General features: G+C 68.6%; 15 protein-coding genes and 1 tRNA gene. 6 read left to right on the top strand and 10 right to left on the bottom strand.

The features are described from left to right. Positions 1–5: 5 nt before the first annotated feature. Positions 6–245 carry a helix-turn-helix domain-containing protein gene (locus tag AC3WMA_RS12595; RefSeq protein WP_492285690.1) on the bottom strand — a complete coding sequence of 80 codons (240 nt, stop codon included), beginning with the start codon at positions 243–245 and terminating at the stop codon, positions 6–8. 46 nt (positions 246–291) lie between these two features. On the opposite strand from AC3WMA_RS12595, the gene AC3WMA_RS12590 reads away from it, so the two are divergent. Beyond that, on the top strand, positions 292–2598 hold the full coding sequence (locus tag AC3WMA_RS12590; protein ID WP_492285689.1) for an autotransporter outer membrane beta-barrel domain-containing protein: 2307 nt from the start codon (positions 292–294) through the stop codon (positions 2596–2598). Positions 2599–2890: 292 nt separating this feature from the next. On the opposite strand, the gene AC3WMA_RS12585 is transcribed toward AC3WMA_RS12590, so the two are convergent. Together AC3WMA_RS12585 and AC3WMA_RS12580 are read right to left on the bottom strand one after the other, a co-directional pair. Next, positions 2891–2967: transfer RNA gene (locus AC3WMA_RS12585), tRNA-Arg, on the bottom strand. A 260-nt stretch (positions 2968–3227) separates the two neighbouring features. After that, a complete protein-coding gene (locus AC3WMA_RS12580; RefSeq protein ID WP_377841946.1) occupies positions 3228–3437 on the bottom strand; it encodes a hypothetical protein in 210 nt (69 codons plus the stop codon). Positions 3438–3681: 244 nt separating this feature from the next. Here AC3WMA_RS12580 and ykgO point away from each other — a divergent pair, with 244 nt between their 5' ends. Further along, complete coding sequence (gene ykgO / locus AC3WMA_RS12575) at positions 3682–3807, top strand: type B 50S ribosomal protein L36 (RefSeq protein ID WP_038363015.1); 126 nt, start codon at positions 3682–3684, stop codon at positions 3805–3807. Between the two features lie 140 nt (positions 3808–3947). After that, the gene (locus AC3WMA_RS12570; protein WP_492285688.1) at positions 3948–4601 is read left to right on the top strand and encodes a tetratricopeptide repeat protein; all 654 of its coding nucleotides are present in this window, start codon (positions 3948–3950) and stop codon (positions 4599–4601) included. A gap of 136 nt (positions 4602–4737) precedes the next feature. On the opposite strand, the gene pyk is transcribed toward AC3WMA_RS12570, so the two are convergent. The 3 genes from pyk to AC3WMA_RS12555 form a co-directional block, all read right to left on the bottom strand. Beyond that, positions 4738–6177: a pyruvate kinase gene (gene pyk, locus AC3WMA_RS12565; RefSeq protein ID WP_492285687.1), complete on the bottom strand. Its 1440-nt coding sequence runs from the start codon at positions 6175–6177 to the stop codon at positions 4738–4740. A gap of 173 nt (positions 6178–6350) precedes the next feature. Then, the gene (locus AC3WMA_RS12560) at positions 6351–6794 is read right to left on the bottom strand and encodes a DUF1036 domain-containing protein (protein WP_492285686.1); all 444 of its coding nucleotides are present in this window, start codon (positions 6792–6794) and stop codon (positions 6351–6353) included. Positions 6795–6796: 2 nt separating this feature from the next. Continuing rightward, positions 6797–8071, bottom strand: a complete 1275-nt coding sequence (locus AC3WMA_RS12555; protein WP_492286100.1) for a glycerate kinase type-2 family protein — start codon at positions 8069–8071, stop codon at positions 6797–6799. 292 nt (positions 8072–8363) lie between these two features. Here AC3WMA_RS12555 and AC3WMA_RS12550 point away from each other — a divergent pair, with 292 nt between their 5' ends. After that, the gene (locus AC3WMA_RS12550) at positions 8364–8606 is read left to right on the top strand and encodes a GapR family DNA-binding domain-containing protein (RefSeq protein ID WP_112580168.1); all 243 of its coding nucleotides are present in this window, start codon (positions 8364–8366) and stop codon (positions 8604–8606) included. A 212-nt stretch (positions 8607–8818) separates the two neighbouring features. Here the strand turns inward: AC3WMA_RS12550 and AC3WMA_RS12545 are convergent, their stop codons facing one another. Beyond that, positions 8819–9424, bottom strand: a complete 606-nt coding sequence (locus AC3WMA_RS12545) for an FMN-dependent NADH-azoreductase (protein ID WP_336810802.1) — start codon at positions 9422–9424, stop codon at positions 8819–8821. Positions 9425–9539: 115 nt separating this feature from the next. On the opposite strand from AC3WMA_RS12545, the gene AC3WMA_RS12540 reads away from it, so the two are divergent. Both AC3WMA_RS12540 and AC3WMA_RS12535 read left to right on the top strand, forming a co-directional pair. Further along, complete coding sequence (locus AC3WMA_RS12540; RefSeq protein WP_492285685.1) at positions 9540–10532, top strand: LysR family transcriptional regulator; 993 nt, start codon at positions 9540–9542, stop codon at positions 10530–10532. Between the two features lie 78 nt (positions 10533–10610). Then, positions 10611–11219 (top strand): glutathione S-transferase family protein, encoded by a 609-nt coding sequence (locus AC3WMA_RS12535; RefSeq protein ID WP_492285684.1) that lies wholly within the window; start codon positions 10611–10613, stop codon positions 11217–11219. Between the two features lie 113 nt (positions 11220–11332). Here the strand turns inward: AC3WMA_RS12535 and AC3WMA_RS12530 are convergent, their stop codons facing one another. From AC3WMA_RS12530 to AC3WMA_RS12520, 3 genes are all read right to left on the bottom strand, one after another. Further along, positions 11333–13117: a peptidoglycan L,D-endopeptidase MepK gene (locus tag AC3WMA_RS12530; protein ID WP_492285683.1), complete on the bottom strand. Its 1785-nt coding sequence runs from the start codon at positions 13115–13117 to the stop codon at positions 11333–11335. A gap of 189 nt (positions 13118–13306) precedes the next feature. Continuing rightward, a complete protein-coding gene (locus tag AC3WMA_RS12525; protein ID WP_492285682.1) occupies positions 13307–15223 on the bottom strand; it encodes a L,D-transpeptidase family protein in 1917 nt (638 codons plus the stop codon). A 106-nt stretch (positions 15224–15329) separates the two neighbouring features. After that, complete coding sequence (locus AC3WMA_RS12520; protein ID WP_492285681.1) at positions 15330–16826, bottom strand: sigma 54-interacting transcriptional regulator; 1497 nt, start codon at positions 16824–16826, stop codon at positions 15330–15332. Positions 16827–16853 lie beyond the last annotated feature (27 nt).

The following is a 16853-nucleotide window of genomic DNA, read 5'->3' as shown; positions in this document are numbered from 1 at the left end:
CTGCGTCAGCCGTCGCGCATCTGCCCGGGCGACGCACCGAAGCGGCGTTTGAACATCCGGCTGAAATTCGACGCGTCGAGGAAGCCGCAGCGCATCGCCACCTCGCTGGCGGACCATGAGCGTCGCGATTCCGTGAGCAGCGCCCTGGCGCAATCGAGCCGGGCGTTCCAGATCGCGGTCGCCACCGAATCCTGCTGTTCGGCGAAGGCGCGGTAGAGCTGTGCCCGCGAGCAGCCGAGCGCCATCGCCAGCCGCTCCGGCGAAAGGTTGGGATCGGTGCAATCCCGGGCGATGAGACGGCGCGCCGCCGCCAGCAACGCCTCGCCACGCGGCGGCGACGGCGGCGCTCGCGGCGGCTCGAGTAGCTCGGGCGGCCCCGGCGGGGCTGGTGCCGGCGGGCAAGGCATCGTCAGCTCGAACCTGACGATCGTCACGTCGGGCACGATCTCGGGCGGCCTGTCCGGCGACGGCCTGACGTGCGCGGCGGCGATCCACATCACCGGCGGCAGCAACAGCCTGAGCTTCGGCAACGCGACCTCCGGCCTGATCGGCGGCATCGTCGTGGCCGGCGGCAGCCTGACCTTCGCCCAACCGACCAATGTCACGGTCGGCAATGCCATCAGCGGCGCCGGCCAGGTGACGAAGAGCGGCGTCGGGACGCTGACCCTGACGGGCACCAACACCTATAGCGGCGGCACGACGCTGACCGCGGGCAGGCTCGCGGTCTCCTCGGATGCCAATCTCGGCGCTGTTTCAGGCGGGCTCAGTTTCAACGGCGGCACCTTGCAGGCGACGGGGAGCTTCACGACGGCGCGCGCGGCGAACCTCGCCTCGGCGGGAACGGTCGAGGCGGACCCCGGCCAGACATTGACCATGAGCGGTGTCGTCTCCGGTGCCGGCAGCCTGAGCAAGGTCGGCGCCGGCACGCTGACGCTCACACGCATAAACAATTATGCCGGCACGACCCTCGTCGATGCCGGCTCGCTGATCGTGAACGGCTCGATCGCCACATCGTCGGGGCTGACGGTCGAGGCGGGAGCGATCGTCGGCGGCTCGGGGACGTTGCCCGGAACCTTGGTCCGCGGCACGATCTCGCCGGGCAATTCGCCGGGCACGCTGACGGTCAACGGGAATCTGCTGATGGGCGCCGGTTCGGTCTATCGCGCGGAAGTCCAGGGCGCCGTAGCGGACCGGATCACCGTCACGGGCACGGCATCGCTTGCCGGCACGCTGCGACTGGTGCCGCTTGGCGGCGCCTACAGCTTCAACAGCCCCTACACGCTGCTCTCGGCCGCGGGTGGCGTCTCTGGGACTTTCAGCCCGGTCGATACCACCGGCTCCTTCGGCGCCGGCGTCGTCGCAAGCGTCGACTATACCGGCGATACGGTGCTGCTGACGCTGGTGTCGCGGCCGCTGACGCCGATCCTCGGCGTTCGCCATCCGGCCAATGCCCATGCGGTCGCCTCCGCGATCGACGGCGCGGTGGCGGGCGGAGCCGATGCCTCGCCGCTGTTCAACCTCTATAACCAGCCGGCGAACGCCATCCCCGCTGCCGTCAACCAGCTCTCGGGAGAGGTCCATAGCGGCGCGTCCGCGCTCGGTTTCCAGGTTGCGGACCAGTTTCTCGGCTCCATGCTCGATCCCAATGGCAGCGGCCGTCTGGCGGGCGCCTCCGGCGGGCCGGGCGGGGCAGCGGACTTCACCGCCGATCTGCCCACGAAGCGGAGTGCCACCGGGCCGTCCTCCTTCGATCCGGCGCGGTTCTCGCTCTGGGGGGTGACCTTCGGCTCGCGCGGGCGATATGAGGGTGAGCGCAGCGTCGGCTCGGCCAACCGGACGCAAGACGGTGCGCATCTGGCTGTCGGCGCGGATATCCTGCTGGCACCCGGCACGGTCGCGGGTGTCGCGGTGGCGGGTGGACGGGCACGCGCCTCGCTGTCCGGCGGGCTCGGCAAGGTCGAGAGCGACGTCTTCCAGGCCGCTTTCTACGGCCGGACCCGGATCGGCCCGCTCAGCCTCGGCGCCGCGATCGGCTATGCCAGGCTCGACAACGATGTGCAGCGCGCCGTGCCGGTGCTCGGCAATGCGCTCACCGCTTCCTATGCCAGCACGGTCTGGAGCGGGCGGCTGCAGGCGAGCGCGCAGCTCCTGAGCTGGAACGGGTTTTCTCTCTCGCCGCTGGCGGCGCTGCAGGCGGCGCAGGTGCGCAGCCCCGCTTTCGTGGAGCGGGCCGGGCCCGGCGGCAATGCAGGCGCGCTCAGCGTTGCCGGCCGCAACGACCGGACCAGCCGCTCCGAGCTCGGCGTGCAGCTCGATGGACAGGCGAGCCTTGGTGCCGTGCCGGTGACCGGTTTCGTGCGGGCATCCTGGGCGCATTATTTCGAGCGTGACGCCAGCCTGACAGCCGGCCTGATCGCCTTGCCGGGGGCGAGCTTCAGCGCCTCGGGCGCCCGTCCTGACCGGAATGCGGCCCTGCTCGCGGCCGGCCTGGACGCGAAGCTCTCTGCGCGCGTCTCGCTCGGCCTGCGCCTCGACAGCGAGCTCTCCGCCAGCACCCGCAGCCTCGGCGGAACGGCAAGGCTCGCCGTCAGCTTCTGAGGGGCGGGAAGTCGTCGGCCGCGCTCCGACGCACCGGTAAGCATGCGGGGGTGGCCGGCGGCAGGCTTCAGCGCCGCCCGGTGCGACGTACCGTCATGCCATCCGGCCCGAGCCGGGTGATGTCCTGCCTCGGGGCGCGGCGGTCCCCGAAAGGCCGCAGCGGCTCAGGTCGATACAGACAGGCTTTTCAGCCTGCGCGGAGAATTTGCGACGGAGGAGATATGATTTCAAAACGCTCCAGCAGCAGCCGGCTGCGAGCGTTCACGCTTCTATCTGGATTGATAGGAAGAAATGGCGCGCCCGAAAGGATTCGAACCTCTGACCCTCAGATTCGTAGTCTGATGCTCTATCCAGCTGAGCTACGGGCGCGTCTCAGAGCGTCATGACGCGTTGCGTCCGGCCTGATGACGGGGGAGATAGCCGGTCCATTTCGTCTTGGCAACCCTCAAAATCAGGAAGTCATCGAATTGTTGTGATCGGGTCTAGGGCGGGCGCGGCGAGGCGTCTGCGCCGTCGGTTTCCAAGCACCATGCCTGCAGGGTCACGCGACTCGCTCGCGGCCGGGCCGAGCGAAAGCGGCCGCGAGCGGAGTCTTTATCGCCCCGCCTGCGGTTGAAAAGCTGTCCGGCTCAGCGCGTCGCGCGGCGGGTCGCGCGCACGACCGAGGGGCCGGTGACGGCGCCGGCTGCGCCGCCCACGACGGCACCGACGGGACCCGCGACCACGGCGCCGGTGCCGGCGCCGACAGCCGCGCCACCGATGCGCTGTTCGACGGTGTTGCCGCAGGCGCCGAGCATCAGCGTGACGGCGAGGGTCGAGACGAGAAGGGGCAAGCGCATGGGATATCTCCGTGTGGGCGAGTGTCCAAACGCCATTCTGTGGTTCAGGTTCCCGTGGAGCGAAAGCGGATTTCCTGCGAGCCAAGGCGCGATCGCACTTGCGATCCACGGAAAAATCCGTATACAGCCGGCATCGCATCAGTCGCACCATTGCATGGGCGGTGAGGGCCGTTGAGGTTCGCGTCGCAGACTGAAGGTTTTTGACCGGCCCATCTCGCAAGGGCGGGCCGATGGAGTTGAGACGATGAAGATCCGTAATTCGCTGAAGTCGCTGCGTGCGCGTCATCGCGACAACCAGCTCGTGCGCCGCAAGGGCCGCGTCTACATCATCAACAAGGTCCAGAAGCGCTTCAAGGCGCGTCAGGGCTGAGACGTCGCGCGGCTTTCGCCGCGCGCATGCCTCGGTTGGGATTTTGAAGAGCGGGACGCCGATGGCGTGCCCGCTCTTTGCGTTGCGCGCTCGCCCGGCTGTGATTTGACCGGGCGGCGGTGGCGGCTAAAGTCATCGGCATGATCCGTTCTCGCATCGCGCCCGCCGCTATTGCGCTGCTTCTGGCTTCGGCTGGTCCGCTGGCCGTCGGTGCAGCCCTCGCGCAACCCGCGCCGCCGCCGCGGCCCGGTACCGTCGCGCCCGACGACAAGGCGGATAATCCGGTCACGCCCAATGTGCCGCAGCGCAGCCCCGCGGCGACGCTGGAGCGGCTGTTCCAGCGCTTGCACGATGCGACCACGCAAGAAGAGGCAGAGGGCGTCGCGCGCCTGATCCAGCGGCGTTGGGCTCGTTCGGGCTCCGATACGGCGGATCTGCTGATGACGCGTGCCCAGCAGGCCCTGAAGGACAAGCAGAACGAGCTGGCGATCGAACTGCTCGACCGCGTCATCAGCCTGCAGCCGGATTGGGCGGAAGCCTGGAACCAGCGCGCCAACGCGCTCTATCTCATGGGCGATTCGATCCGCTCCATGCTCGATATCGGCGAGACGCTGAAGCGCGAGCCGCGCCATTACGGCGCGATGATGGGGCTCGGCATGATCCTGCGCCAGCAGGGCGACGACAAGGCCGCGATGAAGGCTTTCCGCAAGGCGCTGGAGATCTATCCGCAGTTCGACGCGGTGAAGAAAGCCGTCGATTCGCTGAAGACGGATGTCGACGGCCGCGACGCGTGAGCACCGGCAATCTCGGCCGTCATGCTCGGGCTTGACCCGAGCATCTCATGCCGGAGACGACGTTTCTCGACGAGGCCTCACTTGAAAGAGATTCTCGGGTCTGCGCTGTGCTTCGCCCGAGAATAACGCTCTGGTTTCAAGCCTTCTCGACATGCTCCTGAGCGACGAAGGCGATGCGCACCATGTTGGTGGCGCCCGGCGTTCCGAAGGGCACGCCTGCGACCACGATGATGCGGTCGCCGAGCTTGGCGTAATGCTCGCGCACCGCGAATTTGCAGGCGCGGAAGGCCATGTCGTCGGCGTCGCTGGCATCCTTGGTGACGATGGCATGCACGCCCCAGACCAGCGTCAGCCGGCGGGCCGTGGCACGGTTCGGGGTGAGTGCGATCACGGTCGAGTTCGGGCGCTCGCGGGCGATGCGGAAGGCGGTCGAGCCCGAGGAGGTCCAGGCGCAGATCGCCTTGAGGTTCAAGGTCTCGGCGATCTCGTGGGAGGCCTTGGCGATCGCGTCGGCGCCGGTCGCTTCCGGCTCATTGCGCTGCGAGTCGAGGATCGAGCGGTAGACCGCGTCGCCTTCGACCTCCTCGGCGATGCGGTTCATCATCGACACCGCCTCGACTGGGTACTGGCCGGCAGCGCTCTCGGCGGAAAGCATCACGGCGTCGGCGCCCTCGAAGACGGCCGTGGCGACGTCGGAGACCTCGGCGCGGGTCGGCACCGGGCTCGTGATCATGCTCTCCAGCATCTGGGTGGCGACGACGACGGGCTTGCCCTTGAGGCGGGCCATGCGGGTCAGGCGCTTCTGCGTGCCCGGCACCTGCTCCAGCGGCATCTCGACGCCGAGATCGCCGCGCGCGACCATGATCGCGTCGGAGGCGTCGATGATCTCCTCCATGCGTGCCACCGCCTGCGGCTTCTCGATCTTGGCGAGCGCGAGGGCTCTGCCGCGCACGATCTTGCGCAAATCCGCCATGTCTTCGGGCCGCTGCACGAAGGAGAGCGCGATCCAGTCGACGCCCACCTCGGCCGCGACCTCGGCATCGGCGCGGTCCTTGTCGGTCATGGCCGAGACCGCGATCGTGGTGTCGGGCAGGCTCACGCCCTTGCGCGAGGACAGGCGCCCGCCGACCAGAACCTTGGTCACAGCTTCCTCGGCCGAAGCCTTCTCGACGACGAGGCGCAGCTTGCCGTCATCGAGGATGAGGTGGTGCCCGGGCTCGAGCGCGCTCAGGATTTCGGGGTGGGGGAGGTGGACGCGCTTGGCATCGCCCGGCGCGGGGTCGGAATCGAGCGTAAATCGCGCGCCCTTTTCCAGCATCACACCACCGTCGCCGCCGAACTGGCCGACGCGCAGCTTCGGGCCCTGCAGGTCGGCGAGGATGCCGACCGGGCGGCGGAACCTGCTTTCCAGCCCGCGCAGCATCGCAACCTTCTCGGCCAGCGTCTCACGCTGGGTATGGCTCATGTTGATGCGGAAGACGTCGACGCCGGCGGCGAACAGTTTTGCGCACATCTCCTCGGTCGCGGAGGCGGGGCCCAGGGTGGCGATGATCTTGATCCGGCGTTCGCGCTTCATTGTTCTTCCCCTGCGACCGGCGAGCCCACATGGCTCCGGCCGCACCCTTTCGTTCGTTCTGGAGCGAGGTATGCCCGTTGCCGGGGCCTCGCTTCCGTTTCTTGTCCGCAGGGCCGGCTGACCCTGCGTCGGTCGTCTACCTTATGCCGAGACTTTCGCCCGGCGTAAGCCGATCAGGGCCGCGGAGCTGCGCCACCACTCGTGTCGGTGAGCTGGATCGTCCAGCTCTTCTGCTCGCCGGTGTCGACTTCGAAGAAGCCGGCGCGGTCATAGCCGCGCGCCAGGCAGTCCTCGATGCCCCGGATCGTGAACTCCTTGTTGCGCACGCACATGACCGATTTGCCGGTCCATTCGCCGCCCTTGTCGTAATCGACGGCGTGAACGTAGTAGAAGCGCGCCGCCAGCGTCCCGCGCAGCAATGTCTCGCAGCCGCGCGGGCTGATATTCCACCAGCCCTCGGTGATCCAGCCCTGCGCGTCGCGATAGCCGATCGCCACGCCGATGCGGCTAGACGTGGTGTTGCACATGCGTAGATCAGCCTTGGCCGGCGCCGCGCTTCCAAGGAAGGCGGCCGCGCAGAAGGCGAGGGGAAGGACCGTTCGAGGAAAGCCCGGCATTCTCACGGTTCGATCAGGATCACGCGGCAGTCGTTGACATTGGTCAGCGTCGGTCCCGGCTGCAGCAAATCGCCGAGCGCTTCGAAGAAGCCGGTCGAATCGTTGTCGGCGAGGGATCGGGCGGGATCAAGGCCGGTCTCGGCGGCGCGGGTCAAAGTCTGGGGATCGACCAGGGCGCCCGCGGGGTCGGTCGCCTCGCCGCCGCCGCCATCGGTGCCGTCGGTATCGCCGGACAGCGCGACGATGCCGGGCTCGCCTGCGAGCGCGATGGCAAGTGCCAACGCGTATTCCTGATTGGGGCCGCCACGGCCCGAGCCGCGCAGGGTGACCGTGAGCTCGCCCCCGGACAGGATCGCGGCGCGTTTGCCCTCCCGCTTCAGGCGTCGGGCAAGATCTGCATGGGCGGCTGCAACGTCGCGCGCCTCGCCTTCGAGATCGGCGCCGAGATCATGCACGGCATAGCCGGCGGCTTCAGCCGTCGCGCGTGCCGCCGCCAGCGCGTCGGCGGGGCGAGCGATGATGCGGAATTCGCTGTTGGCGAAAGCCGGGTGGCCGGGCTTCGGCGTTTCGTTTTCGGGATCGTCGAGAAGCTTGCGGGCCTCGGGCGGCAGGTCGAGCCCATAGCGGGCGACGATGGCGCGGGCTTGCTCTGTCGTGCTGGGGTCGGCGACGGTCGGTCCGGAAGCAATGGCGGTCGGCTCGTCACCGGGCACGTCGGAGATCGCGAGCGTCAGCAGGCGCGCCGGGGCGGCGGCGAGCGCCAGCCGGCCGCCCTTGATCCGCGAGAGCCGCTTGCGGACAATGTTCATCTCGCCGATCGGCGCACCGGATCGCAGCAAGGCCTTGTTGACCGCCTGCTTTTCGGCGAGCGCAAGCCCGCCGGCCGGCGCGACCCAATTGGCCGAGCCGCCGCCGGAGAGCAGGACGAGCACGAAGTCGTCTTCGGTTGCGGAGGCCGCGAGTGCGAGCGCCCGCTCGGCGCTGTCGATGCTGCCCTGGTCGGGCACGGGGTGGCCGGCCGCGACCATCGGGATATGCCGGGTGGGCGCGGTGTAGCCGTGCCGGGCCACGGCATGGCCGAGGAGCCTTTCTCGCGGAAAGCCCTGGTCAAGATAATGCGCTTCGGCGAGCGCTGTCATGCTGCCGGCGGCCTTGCCGGCTGCGAGCAGGATCAGGCGCCCGTTGGTTGGCGGTGGGGGCAGATGCTGCGGCAAGCAGCCTGCGGGATGGGCGCGGGCGACGGCGGCGTCGAAGATCGCGCGGGCGGTCGCGCGCATCGCTGCGATTGCGGTGGTGGATTGCGGCACGCCGCGCGGCTCCCTTGGTCCTGGCCGCTTCGCGGCGCTCTCCTTGTCATCGTTGTAGGGTGGCTTCGAAGCGGCGTCATCTGCCGTCTGGCGATCTAGTCATACTTTTTGAAAGGATTGCGCAACGGAGATGGGCCGGCGCCCGGTCGTGCGGCGTCAGGACTGTTGATGGGCAGCCGGGCTTACGCCAGTTCGGTCTTGACGGGCGCCCCCCATCCGGGCGAACGCTGCCGGCCAATTTCGTACCCGAGAAGGTTATCAGATGGACGATCCGGTTCAGGGCGACCAGCTCAAGAGCATCGTCGAGCGCATCGAGCGGCTCGAGGAAGAGAAGAAGACGATCGCCGACGACATCAAGGAGGTCTATGCTGAGGCCAAGGGCAACGGCTACGACGTCAAGGTGCTGCGCAAGGTCGTGGCGCTGCGCAAGCGCGATCTCGACGAGCGCAAGGAAGAGGAAGCGATCCTCGACCTCTATCTCCAGGCTGTGGGCGAATCGGCCTGAGACCGCTTCGCACCTCTACTGCGGCGGCCGACTGACGGCGTTTTCTGCGCTTCCGGTGCTCACGTACCAACGTACGCTCCGCTCCGGTTCTCGAAAACACCGCCATTCACCTCACCGCAGCGAGCTGCCAAGCAATCTCAGCAACTGCCGAGCCAGATATGAAAAAGCCCCGCATCGGTTTCCCGATGCGGGGCTTTTCTTTGGAGAGAACCTCAGGCGACGAGCGCGAGCTCGGCATTGGCGTTGCGGATCGCCTCTTCGCGGGCTTCCGGGCCATAACCCAGCTTCTCAGCGCGGATGAAGGTCACGTCGGTGATCCCGGAGAAGCCGAGCATCGTGCGCAGATGCGGCTCCTGCGAATCCAGCGACTGGGCCGGGCCGCTGCTGTAGAGGCCGCCGCGGCTCTCGACGACGATGGCGCGCTTGTTCTTGAGCAGGCCTTCCGGGCCGGCTTCGCTGTAGCTGAAGGTGATGCCGGCGCGCAGCACATAGTCGAACCAGCTCTTCAGCGTCGAAGGAATGCCGAAATTGTACATCGGCGCGCCGATCACGATCGTGTCGGCCGCCTTCAGTTCCTCGACCAGGGCGTTGGAGAGGGCGAGCGCGTCCTGCTGCGCCTTGGTTCCGTTGATGCCGGCGCGGACGGCCGCCGTCGTCTCCGCGTTCAGATGCGGGATCGGGTTGGCGTCGAGGTCGCGCTCGACGACATGCACGCCGGGGTTCTGGGCGCGCAGCCGGGCGACGGTGGCCTGGACGAGCTGCCGGGAAACCGAATCGGCACCCGAAGCGCTGCTGTTGAGGACGAGGACGGTAGCCATGGTGAAAACTTCCTATCTGGCAGGAGTGATTTCGATGACCCGAAAGGTAGTGGTTCACGAATGGCACTAGAACCGCCATAATCGGAACCAGACTGTTGCTGCTAAGGGAACACCGATGGCGGAGCTCGACGACATCCGAAGCTTCATCGCCGTGGTCGAGGCGGGCGGTTTCGGCCGGGCGGCACAGACGCTGGGCCTGGCGAAGTCGATCGTCAGCCGGCGCGTGAGCCGGCTGGAGGAGGAGCTCGGCACGCGCCTGCTCAGCCGCACGACGCGCGGCGTCGCCGCGACCGAGGCCGGGCTCGAGTTCAAGGCGCGCAGCGAGCGCATCCTGGCCGAGCTGGAGGAGGCGCGCGAGGCGGTGGCGCAGCGCGCGGGCGGCGTTGCCGGGCGCTTGCGATTGGCCATGCCGATGACCTTCGGCAACCGGCATGTCGCGCCGCTGCTCGGCGAACTCGCGCAGATGTATCCGCGGCTCGAAATCGACGTGCAGGCGAGCGACCGCTATGTCGACCTGATCGGCGAGCGCTTCGATGCCGCGATCCGGATCGGCTCGCTCAAGGATTCCAGCCTGATCGCCCGCAAGATCGCGCCGGTCCACGCCACGGTCGTCGGCAGCCCCGCCTATTTCGCGCGGCGTGGGCGCCCGGCGATCCCCGCCGATCTCAATGACCATGACTGCCTGCTCTATAGCGGCACCAACGATCAGGACTGGGTGTTCCGCACCGGCAAGCGCTGGATCACGGTCAGGCCCCCCGGCCGAATGCATTCGGATAGCGGCGACACGCTGCTTTCATGGGCCGTGGCGGGGCTCGGACTGACCGTCCTGCCGACTTTCATCGCCTCGGACGCGATCCGCTCCGGCGCGGTCGAACCGATCCTGCTGGATTATCCGATGCCGACGCGCGCGCTTTATGTCGTGCGCCCGCCCGGCGCCTATGTGCCGGGCAAGGTGCGCGTGCTGATCGACCTCCTGGTCGAGCGCTTCGGCGGCACGCCTTATTGGGACCCCTGCCAGATGGAGGCGCATCAGCGCGGCCTGAGGCTGGACGAACCGCTGAGCGAGCAGATCACGCCCGTCGCCAGTCCTGCGCATCAAGCGGCGTGATCCCGCGCATCACGCGAATTCGCGTGGCTTTGCGGCGGGGTTTCGGCACTCTGCCGCCGCGTTGAAACGGAGGTCGCGATGCTGCTCGTCGGAATGCTGGATAGCCCCTATGTCCGCCGTGCGGCGATCACGGGGACCCTGCTGGAAGTGCCGTTCGAGCATCGCTCGGTCTCGGTCTTCCGGCACATGGAGGAATTCCGGGCGATCAATCCGCTGATCAAGGCGCCGACGCTGGTCACGGACGACGGCATCGCGATCAGCGAATCCCTGCTGATCATCCAGCATTTCGAGGATGTCGCGGGACGCTCGCTGCGCCCGCTCGAAGGCGTGGCGCGCCGGCGCGATCTGGCACTGACCGGCATCGGCATCGTCGCGGCCGACAAGGCGGTCTCGATCGAATACGAGCGCAAGCGGCCGGAGGCGCAGCGCTATGCGCCCTGGCAGGAGCGCATCGTCACCCAGCTCCACGTCGCGCTCGACCTGCTCGACGCGGCAGTGAAGGAGGGTGAATTGACGGCGGGGCCGGAATTGCTGCCGAGCGATATCGCGGCCGCCATCGCCTGGGGCTTCTGCCGCTTCGTGATCCCGGAATTCGCGCCGGAAGAGCGCTGGCCGGCACTGGCCGAGCAGGCGCGTGCCTGCGAGGCGCTCGACGTGTTTAAGGCCTGGCCGATCGACCGGGAATAGCTGATCGCCGTCATTCTCGGGCGGAGCGTAGCGTAGGTCCGAGAATCTCAGGACGAGAAGGCGTTGGTTTCCGAGATACTCGGGTCAAGCCCGAGCATGACGACCTTCAGTGCTCAGTTCTGGACGAAATTCGTCGGCAGCGGGCGGACGGCCGGTCCGGAGAAGGTGCCGGGCTTGGCGTCGACCGGGTCGGCATGGCTGAAGCCCAGTGCCGCGGCCGGGCTCGGGCCGGCGATCGGCGCGCCTGACGGGCCGGCGGCCTTGGCGCGGGCGGTGGCGACATTCACCGGTCTGCCGGGGGTGCTGCCGGTGCGGGAGACCGCGGCGAACAGGGAGTTCAGGCCGCCGCGATCCATCTCGGCGGTATCCTCGGGCTCTTCCGGAACCGGGACGGAACGTTGGGTGGCGGTCGCGAAGCTGACACCACCCTCGCGCGGCCGTACCGGTGGCAGCGAGGCGGTCACGAGCCGGCCTTCCGCGGCCTGGGCCAACGGCGCTTCAGGCGCTCCGGTGCCACGCAGCGAGGCGATCGCGGCGTCGGCGAGCGCGGTCGGCCGCATCGGCGGCAGCGGGGCGTTGGTGGGCTGGCCGGCCACGACGATCTCGCTCGCGCTCGCCATCTCGCCCGGGCGGCGCGGCGGCAGGGAGGCCAGCACCAGCTTCTGGTCGGGCTGCGGCGCGAAGGCCAGCGCACCGCCGGCTGCGGGCAGGGCGGCGATCTGGACGGGCGCGCCGTCGTCGGCAGGTACGGAGAGGCCACGCGGCCGCGCCAGCGGCAGCGGCGCATCGATCAATTGCGGCCGGTTTTCCTGCACGCGCTGGGGAGCGGCGGCGACGGCCGGCTGGGGCGCCGGTTCCGGAGCGGGCTGAGGCGGAGCCGCGTTGACCTGCGGTGCCAGGCGCTCCGAGCGCTCACGTGTGAGCGAACGCGTCACAGGTTCGGCGGCAGGCGCCATGGCGACGGCGAAGCGGCCGCCATCCGGCGAATTGGCGTCGTTGTAGCCGGGATTGGCATAGGCCATGACCGCGGGCTGCTGACGCGGTGTGGCGCGGCGGCCGCGCGCGGTCGGTCGGGCATCGGCCTCCTCGTCGTCGCCGCCGAACAGCGAGGCCCAGAGGCTCTTGCGACCCGACGCCATGACGGCGCCCTCATCGAGCTCGGCAGTGGCATAGCCGGCGACAGCACCGCCGCCCGACAGGATCTCCGCTTTGGCGAGCTCGTAGCCGGCCATCGGCTGGCCATCGGCCGGCAGGTGCACGGTCTTCTCGTCGGGGAAGAGACGCACGAGCTGGTCGCGCGTCATGCGCGGCCAGGAGCGGACCGAGCCGACATCGAGATGGACGAAGGGCGTATGGGCGTTCGGGTAGAAGCCGACGCCGCCGCGCTGGAGCCGCATGCCGATCTCGCGGATGCGGGCGGTCGGCACGTCCGGCAGGTAGAAATCCATCGCCTTGCCGAGCATATGCTGGCTGTGCTTGGCGACGGCCCGCGAGCGACGGCGCAGCATCGCGTTGGTGCCGGGCGCGCGATAGGAGGAGACGACGTGGAAGGGCTGGTCGGAGCCGAGCTGGCGCTGGACCTCCCAGACGACGTCGAAGAGCCGCGGGTCCATCCGGGTCGGCTCGTCGGTGCGCCAGTCGCGCAGGGCCCAGTTCAATTTCTCGAGCCCGGACGAATCATAGCGGCCGTCACGCTTGAAGGTGACGGTCGTCTCTTCCTTCGTGTGCATGTGCCGGATGGTGATGGTGCGGGTGTCGCCGTTGGCGGCGGCGTCCTGCGTGCCGCGGATGCCTACCAGCGAGGCGATCAGGGCCAGGCCGAGCGCCAGCGCCTGTCGCGCGGTCGGCTTCGTGCCGGACGGCGCGCATCCTGCAAGCGTGGCGGTTGTCCTGCCCAATCTGTCTGACCCGTCTCGGTGCCCCCGCCGAAGCGGTGCGATAAACGTGAACGAACAGTTGCGGAGAAGCGTTAACGTCTCGTTAGCGAGCCGGCAATCGCCACGCCAAGAAATTCCTGCCGAACGTGGCTAAAGTCGGATCATGGCGAAAAGGTGCCCATAGGACAGGGCGCCCTCGCCAAGAGGGGCTCAACCGCCCTGCTGCTCCAGCGCCTGCCGGACTAGCCGGTGGAAGCCGTAGACGTCGTCGAAGCGGGTGATCTGGCCGTCATCGCCGACGACGATGGTGTTGTAGACGAGGTGGATCGGCAGGGGCTGCGGCAGGTTGATGCGGCGCTCGCCCGAGCCGATCAGGCGCTTCAGCCGCTCATGCGACCATTCCGGGCCGAGCACCTGGTCGGCCAGCGCGAAGGGGTTCTCGACGCGGACGCAACCATGGCTGAGCGCGCGGCGCTCGCCGGCGAAGAGGCGGCGATTCGGCGTGTCGTGCAGGTAGACCGCATGCTCGTTCGGGAACATGAACTTGATCCAGCCGAGCGCATTGCGTTCGCCCGGCGGCTGGCGCACCGAAATGCCGCCGCCCTTGGTGCGGGTCACGACATAGCCGCGCTTGGCCGCATATTCCGGATCGGCCGCGAGGCCGGGCAGGAATTCCTTCTTCAGGATCGAGGGCGGCACGTACCAGGACGGGTTGACGATGACGTGGTCCATCTTGTGCGAGAAGATGGGCGTCGCCGATTCCGGCTTGCCGATGATGGCGCGGGTCTCGTGCACGACTTGACCGGAGCGGATGACGCGCACGCGCATTTCCGGGACATTGGCCATGATGTGAGCGGCGCCGAGATCGGGCGGCAGCCAGCGCCAGCGCTCCATCTGGGCGACGATGTCCTCCTCGCCACGCGCGCTCGCCGGCTTGCCGAGCGCGGCCAGCGTGCGCTCGCTCAGGATGCCGTTGGCCGGGAGGCCGGCCTTCTTCTGGAAATCGGTCAGAGCCAGTGCGGTCGAGCGGTCGAAGACCGGCTCCTCGCTCGGCCCAAGGCCGAGGCGGGCGCGCACCAGCGGCACGCGCTCGTCGCGCATGCCGAGCTTGAGCGGCGGGCCGGCGGGGATGCGTACCAGCGGCGTGTCGTCGAGATGCTCGCGCATCTCGGCGAGCTTGGCCTTGAGGCGGTGATAGCCCTCATGCGGCGGGTTGTAAGCGGCGAGCACGGCGCCGGCATCCGTCGCGCCGGCAAGCTCCGAGAGCACTTCGGTCGCGGAGGGCAGGTAGAGCGTCGGCGTGATCAGCTTCGAGAGCTGGCGCGGATTGAGACGGCCGCCGCGGGCGTCGCGGGCATAGAGCACGGCGATGGCCGAGAGGCGGATATCGGCCTCGGCAAGCCTGGCCTTGTCGCTCGCCTCGAAAACGGGCAGCGCATAGTCGTTCGGACGCAGGCCATCCTCGCCGGCACGGCCGAGCTGCGTCGCGATGCGCTTGCCGGCCTCGTTCCAGCCCTTGGCGCCAACCCAGAAGGGGCGGTTCTCATTGGCTTGATAGGCGGCGGCGATCTCGTTGCGCTCGCGCTCGCCGAGGCGGCGCAGCGTCAGCGCCTCCGGCAGGGCAGCGGTGATGGCGGCGGAAAATTCCGAGCCGGGCGGCAATTCGACGACGACCTTCGGCACATCCGGCATCGGCACCAGCGGCTCGACGGTGCGCAGCGGCCCGGTCTGCGGGGCAGCCTCAGCCGCAGCCGGCGATTTGACGACGGGCGTCAGGGCCGGGTCGGCCGCCGGCATCTCGACCGCGGGAATGTCGAGCGTGACCGCTTCCTCGGCCATGTCGAGGGGGGCGGCCGCATCCTGCTTCGCCGGGTCCGGCAGGCGGTTTCCGGGGATCACCGTGCCAGTGACGATCTCGGCATCGGCGGAATGGTCGGGTGCGGCCACAGCCTGCGCGGCGGGGGCCGGCGGCGCGATGCCGGAGAGGCTGAGCTCCGGCTGCTCCGGCAGCGGGATGCCGAGCGTCGCATCGGTGTTGAGAGGGGTCTCGGCGCGGAGCGGGAGGCATCCCAGGATGATGGCCAGGGCGGATGCCGAGGTCAGTTTCGCCCAATGGCGAGGACGCATGGTCGCTATCCCGATTGCTGCCGAACCCCGCCATTCCTGCGTGACTCGGCTGGTTGAGACAAGATGCGGCGGTGCAACAGACCGCCCCATTTCGATTGGTCGCGGCTCAGGCCGCGTCGGTTTCATCGCCGTTCGATTCGCTCTCGATCAGCCCGTAATCCTTGAGCTTGCGGTAGAGCGTCGAGCGGCCGATGCCGAGCTTGCGCGAGACCTCGGACATGTGGCCGCGGTAGTGCGCGAGCGCGAAGGTGATGATCTCGCGTTCGAGGTCGTCGAGCTTGCGCATGTCGGAGCCGGTGACGAGGTCGAGCGCGTTGGGATCGCGCACCGGCATCTGGATGATGCGGGGCGGCGGCTCGCCTTGCGCTTCGGAGCGGGTGAGCGACGCGGGGGCCGGCGGAATGCGGACTTCGTAGCCGTCCATCTGCGCGGCGATCTGCGGGAACTCGGTGGTGTCGAGCTCCGGTCCGTCGGCCAGGACCACGGCGCGGAACACGGCGTTCTCGAGCTGGCGGACATTGCCCGGCCAGTCATAGCCGGTGATCAGGGCGGCGGCCTCGGCCGTGAGCCCGGTGAGCTTGCGGCCCTCCTCGGCGGCGAAGCGGGCAAGGAAGCCGCGCGCCAAGTCGGCGATGTCCTCGCGGCGCTGGCGCAAGGGCGGCAGCGTGATCGGGAAGACGTTGAGGCGATAATAGAGGTCCTCGCGGAACTCAGCCCGCTTCACCTGGTCGAGCAGGCTCTTGTTGGTGGCCGAGATCAGGCGGATATCGACGCGCACCGATTTCTTGCCGCCGACGGGGTCGACCTCGCCCTCCTGGATGGCGCGCAGGAGCTTGACCTGCGCATCGAGCGGCAATTCGCCGACCTCGTCGAGGAAGAGCGTGCCGCCATTGGCCTCGACGAACTTGCCGAGATGACGCTCGGTCGCACCGGTGAAGGCGCCCTTTTCGTGGCCAAACAGGATGGATTCGACGAGATTATGCGGGATCGCGCCGCAGTTCACGGTGACGAAGGGCTTGCCCTTGCGGTCGCTGGAGCCCTGGATCGCGCGGGCCAGCACCTCCTTGCCGACGCCCGACTCGCCCTCGATCAGGATCGGGATGTTCGATTTCGCGGCGCGCTCGGCCAGCCGGACGACGCGGGCCATGTCCGGGCTCTTGGTCGCGAGATCGCGGAAGCCGAGCGTGTTCGAGGCGCGGCGCTTGATATGGCGCAGCTCGTGTTCGAGCGCGCCAAGCTTGAGGGCGTTGCGCAGCGAGACCTGGAGGCGCTCGGCCCCGACAGGCTTCACCACGAAATCGACGGCACCGGCCCGCATGGCGGAGACGACGGTCTCGATCGAGCCGTTGGCGGTCTGGACGATGACGGGAATCTCGATGCCGCGTTCGCGCAACGCCGCCAGCACGCCCATGCCGTCGAGGCCGGGCATGTTGAGGTCGAGGACGATAGCGCTGAAGCGCTCGCCCTCGGGCGCGCCGAGCAAGGTCAACGCGGCCTCGCCGTTGTCGGCGCTGGCGACATCGTAGCCGAAGCGCTTCAGCATCGCGTCCAGCAGGCGGCGCTGGACGGGATCATCGTCAACGATGAGGACGGTGTCGGCCATGGCACCTCGAAAGCCCGTGCAGCATGA

The organism is Allobosea sp. FW305-C-101 (assembly GCF_058783685.1).
Note: the sequence above shows the minus strand (reverse complement) of the source record. Positions and strands in the feature narration are given on the sequence as shown.

Bases quoted from the DNA above. Each gene is read 5' to 3' on its own strand.
- AC3WMA_RS12525 (WP_492285682.1), bottom strand. From the start codon at position 15,223: ATGCGTCCTCGCCATTGGGCGAAACTGACCTCGGCATCCGCCCTGGCC.
- AC3WMA_RS12590 (WP_492285689.1), top strand. From the start codon at position 292: ATGAGACGGCGCGCCGCCGCCAGCAACGCCTCGCCACGCGGCGGCGAC.
- AC3WMA_RS12540 (WP_492285685.1), top strand. From the start codon at position 9,540: ATGGCGGAGCTCGACGACATCCGAAGCTTCATCGCCGTGGTCGAGGCG.
- ykgO (WP_038363015.1), top strand. From the start codon at position 3,682: ATGAAGATCCGTAATTCGCTGAAGTCGCTGCGTGCGCGTCATCGCGAC.
- AC3WMA_RS12560 (WP_492285686.1), bottom strand. From the start codon at position 6,794: ATGCCGGGCTTTCCTCGAACGGTCCTTCCCCTCGCCTTCTGCGCGGCC.
- AC3WMA_RS12545 (WP_336810802.1), bottom strand. From the start codon at position 9,424: ATGGCTACCGTCCTCGTCCTCAACAGCAGCGCTTCGGGTGCCGATTCG.
- AC3WMA_RS12550 (WP_112580168.1), top strand. From the start codon at position 8,364: ATGGACGATCCGGTTCAGGGCGACCAGCTCAAGAGCATCGTCGAGCGC.
- pyk (WP_492285687.1), bottom strand. From the start codon at position 6,177: ATGAAGCGCGAACGCCGGATCAAGATCATCGCCACCCTGGGCCCCGCC.
- AC3WMA_RS12595 (WP_492285690.1), bottom strand. From the start codon at position 245: ATGGCGCTCGGCTGCTCGCGGGCACAGCTCTACCGCGCCTTCGCCGAA.
- AC3WMA_RS12535 (WP_492285684.1), top strand. From the start codon at position 10,611: ATGCTGCTCGTCGGAATGCTGGATAGCCCCTATGTCCGCCGTGCGGCG.
- AC3WMA_RS12555 (WP_492286100.1), bottom strand. From the start codon at position 8,071: ATGCGCGCGACCGCCCGCGCGATCTTCGACGCCGCCGTCGCCCGCGCC.
- AC3WMA_RS12570 (WP_492285688.1), top strand. From the start codon at position 3,948: ATGATCCGTTCTCGCATCGCGCCCGCCGCTATTGCGCTGCTTCTGGCT.
- AC3WMA_RS12520 (WP_492285681.1), bottom strand. From the start codon at position 16,826: ATGGCCGACACCGTCCTCATCGTTGACGATGATCCCGTCCAGCGCCGC.
- AC3WMA_RS12580 (WP_377841946.1), bottom strand. From the start codon at position 3,437: ATGCGCTTGCCCCTTCTCGTCTCGACCCTCGCCGTCACGCTGATGCTC.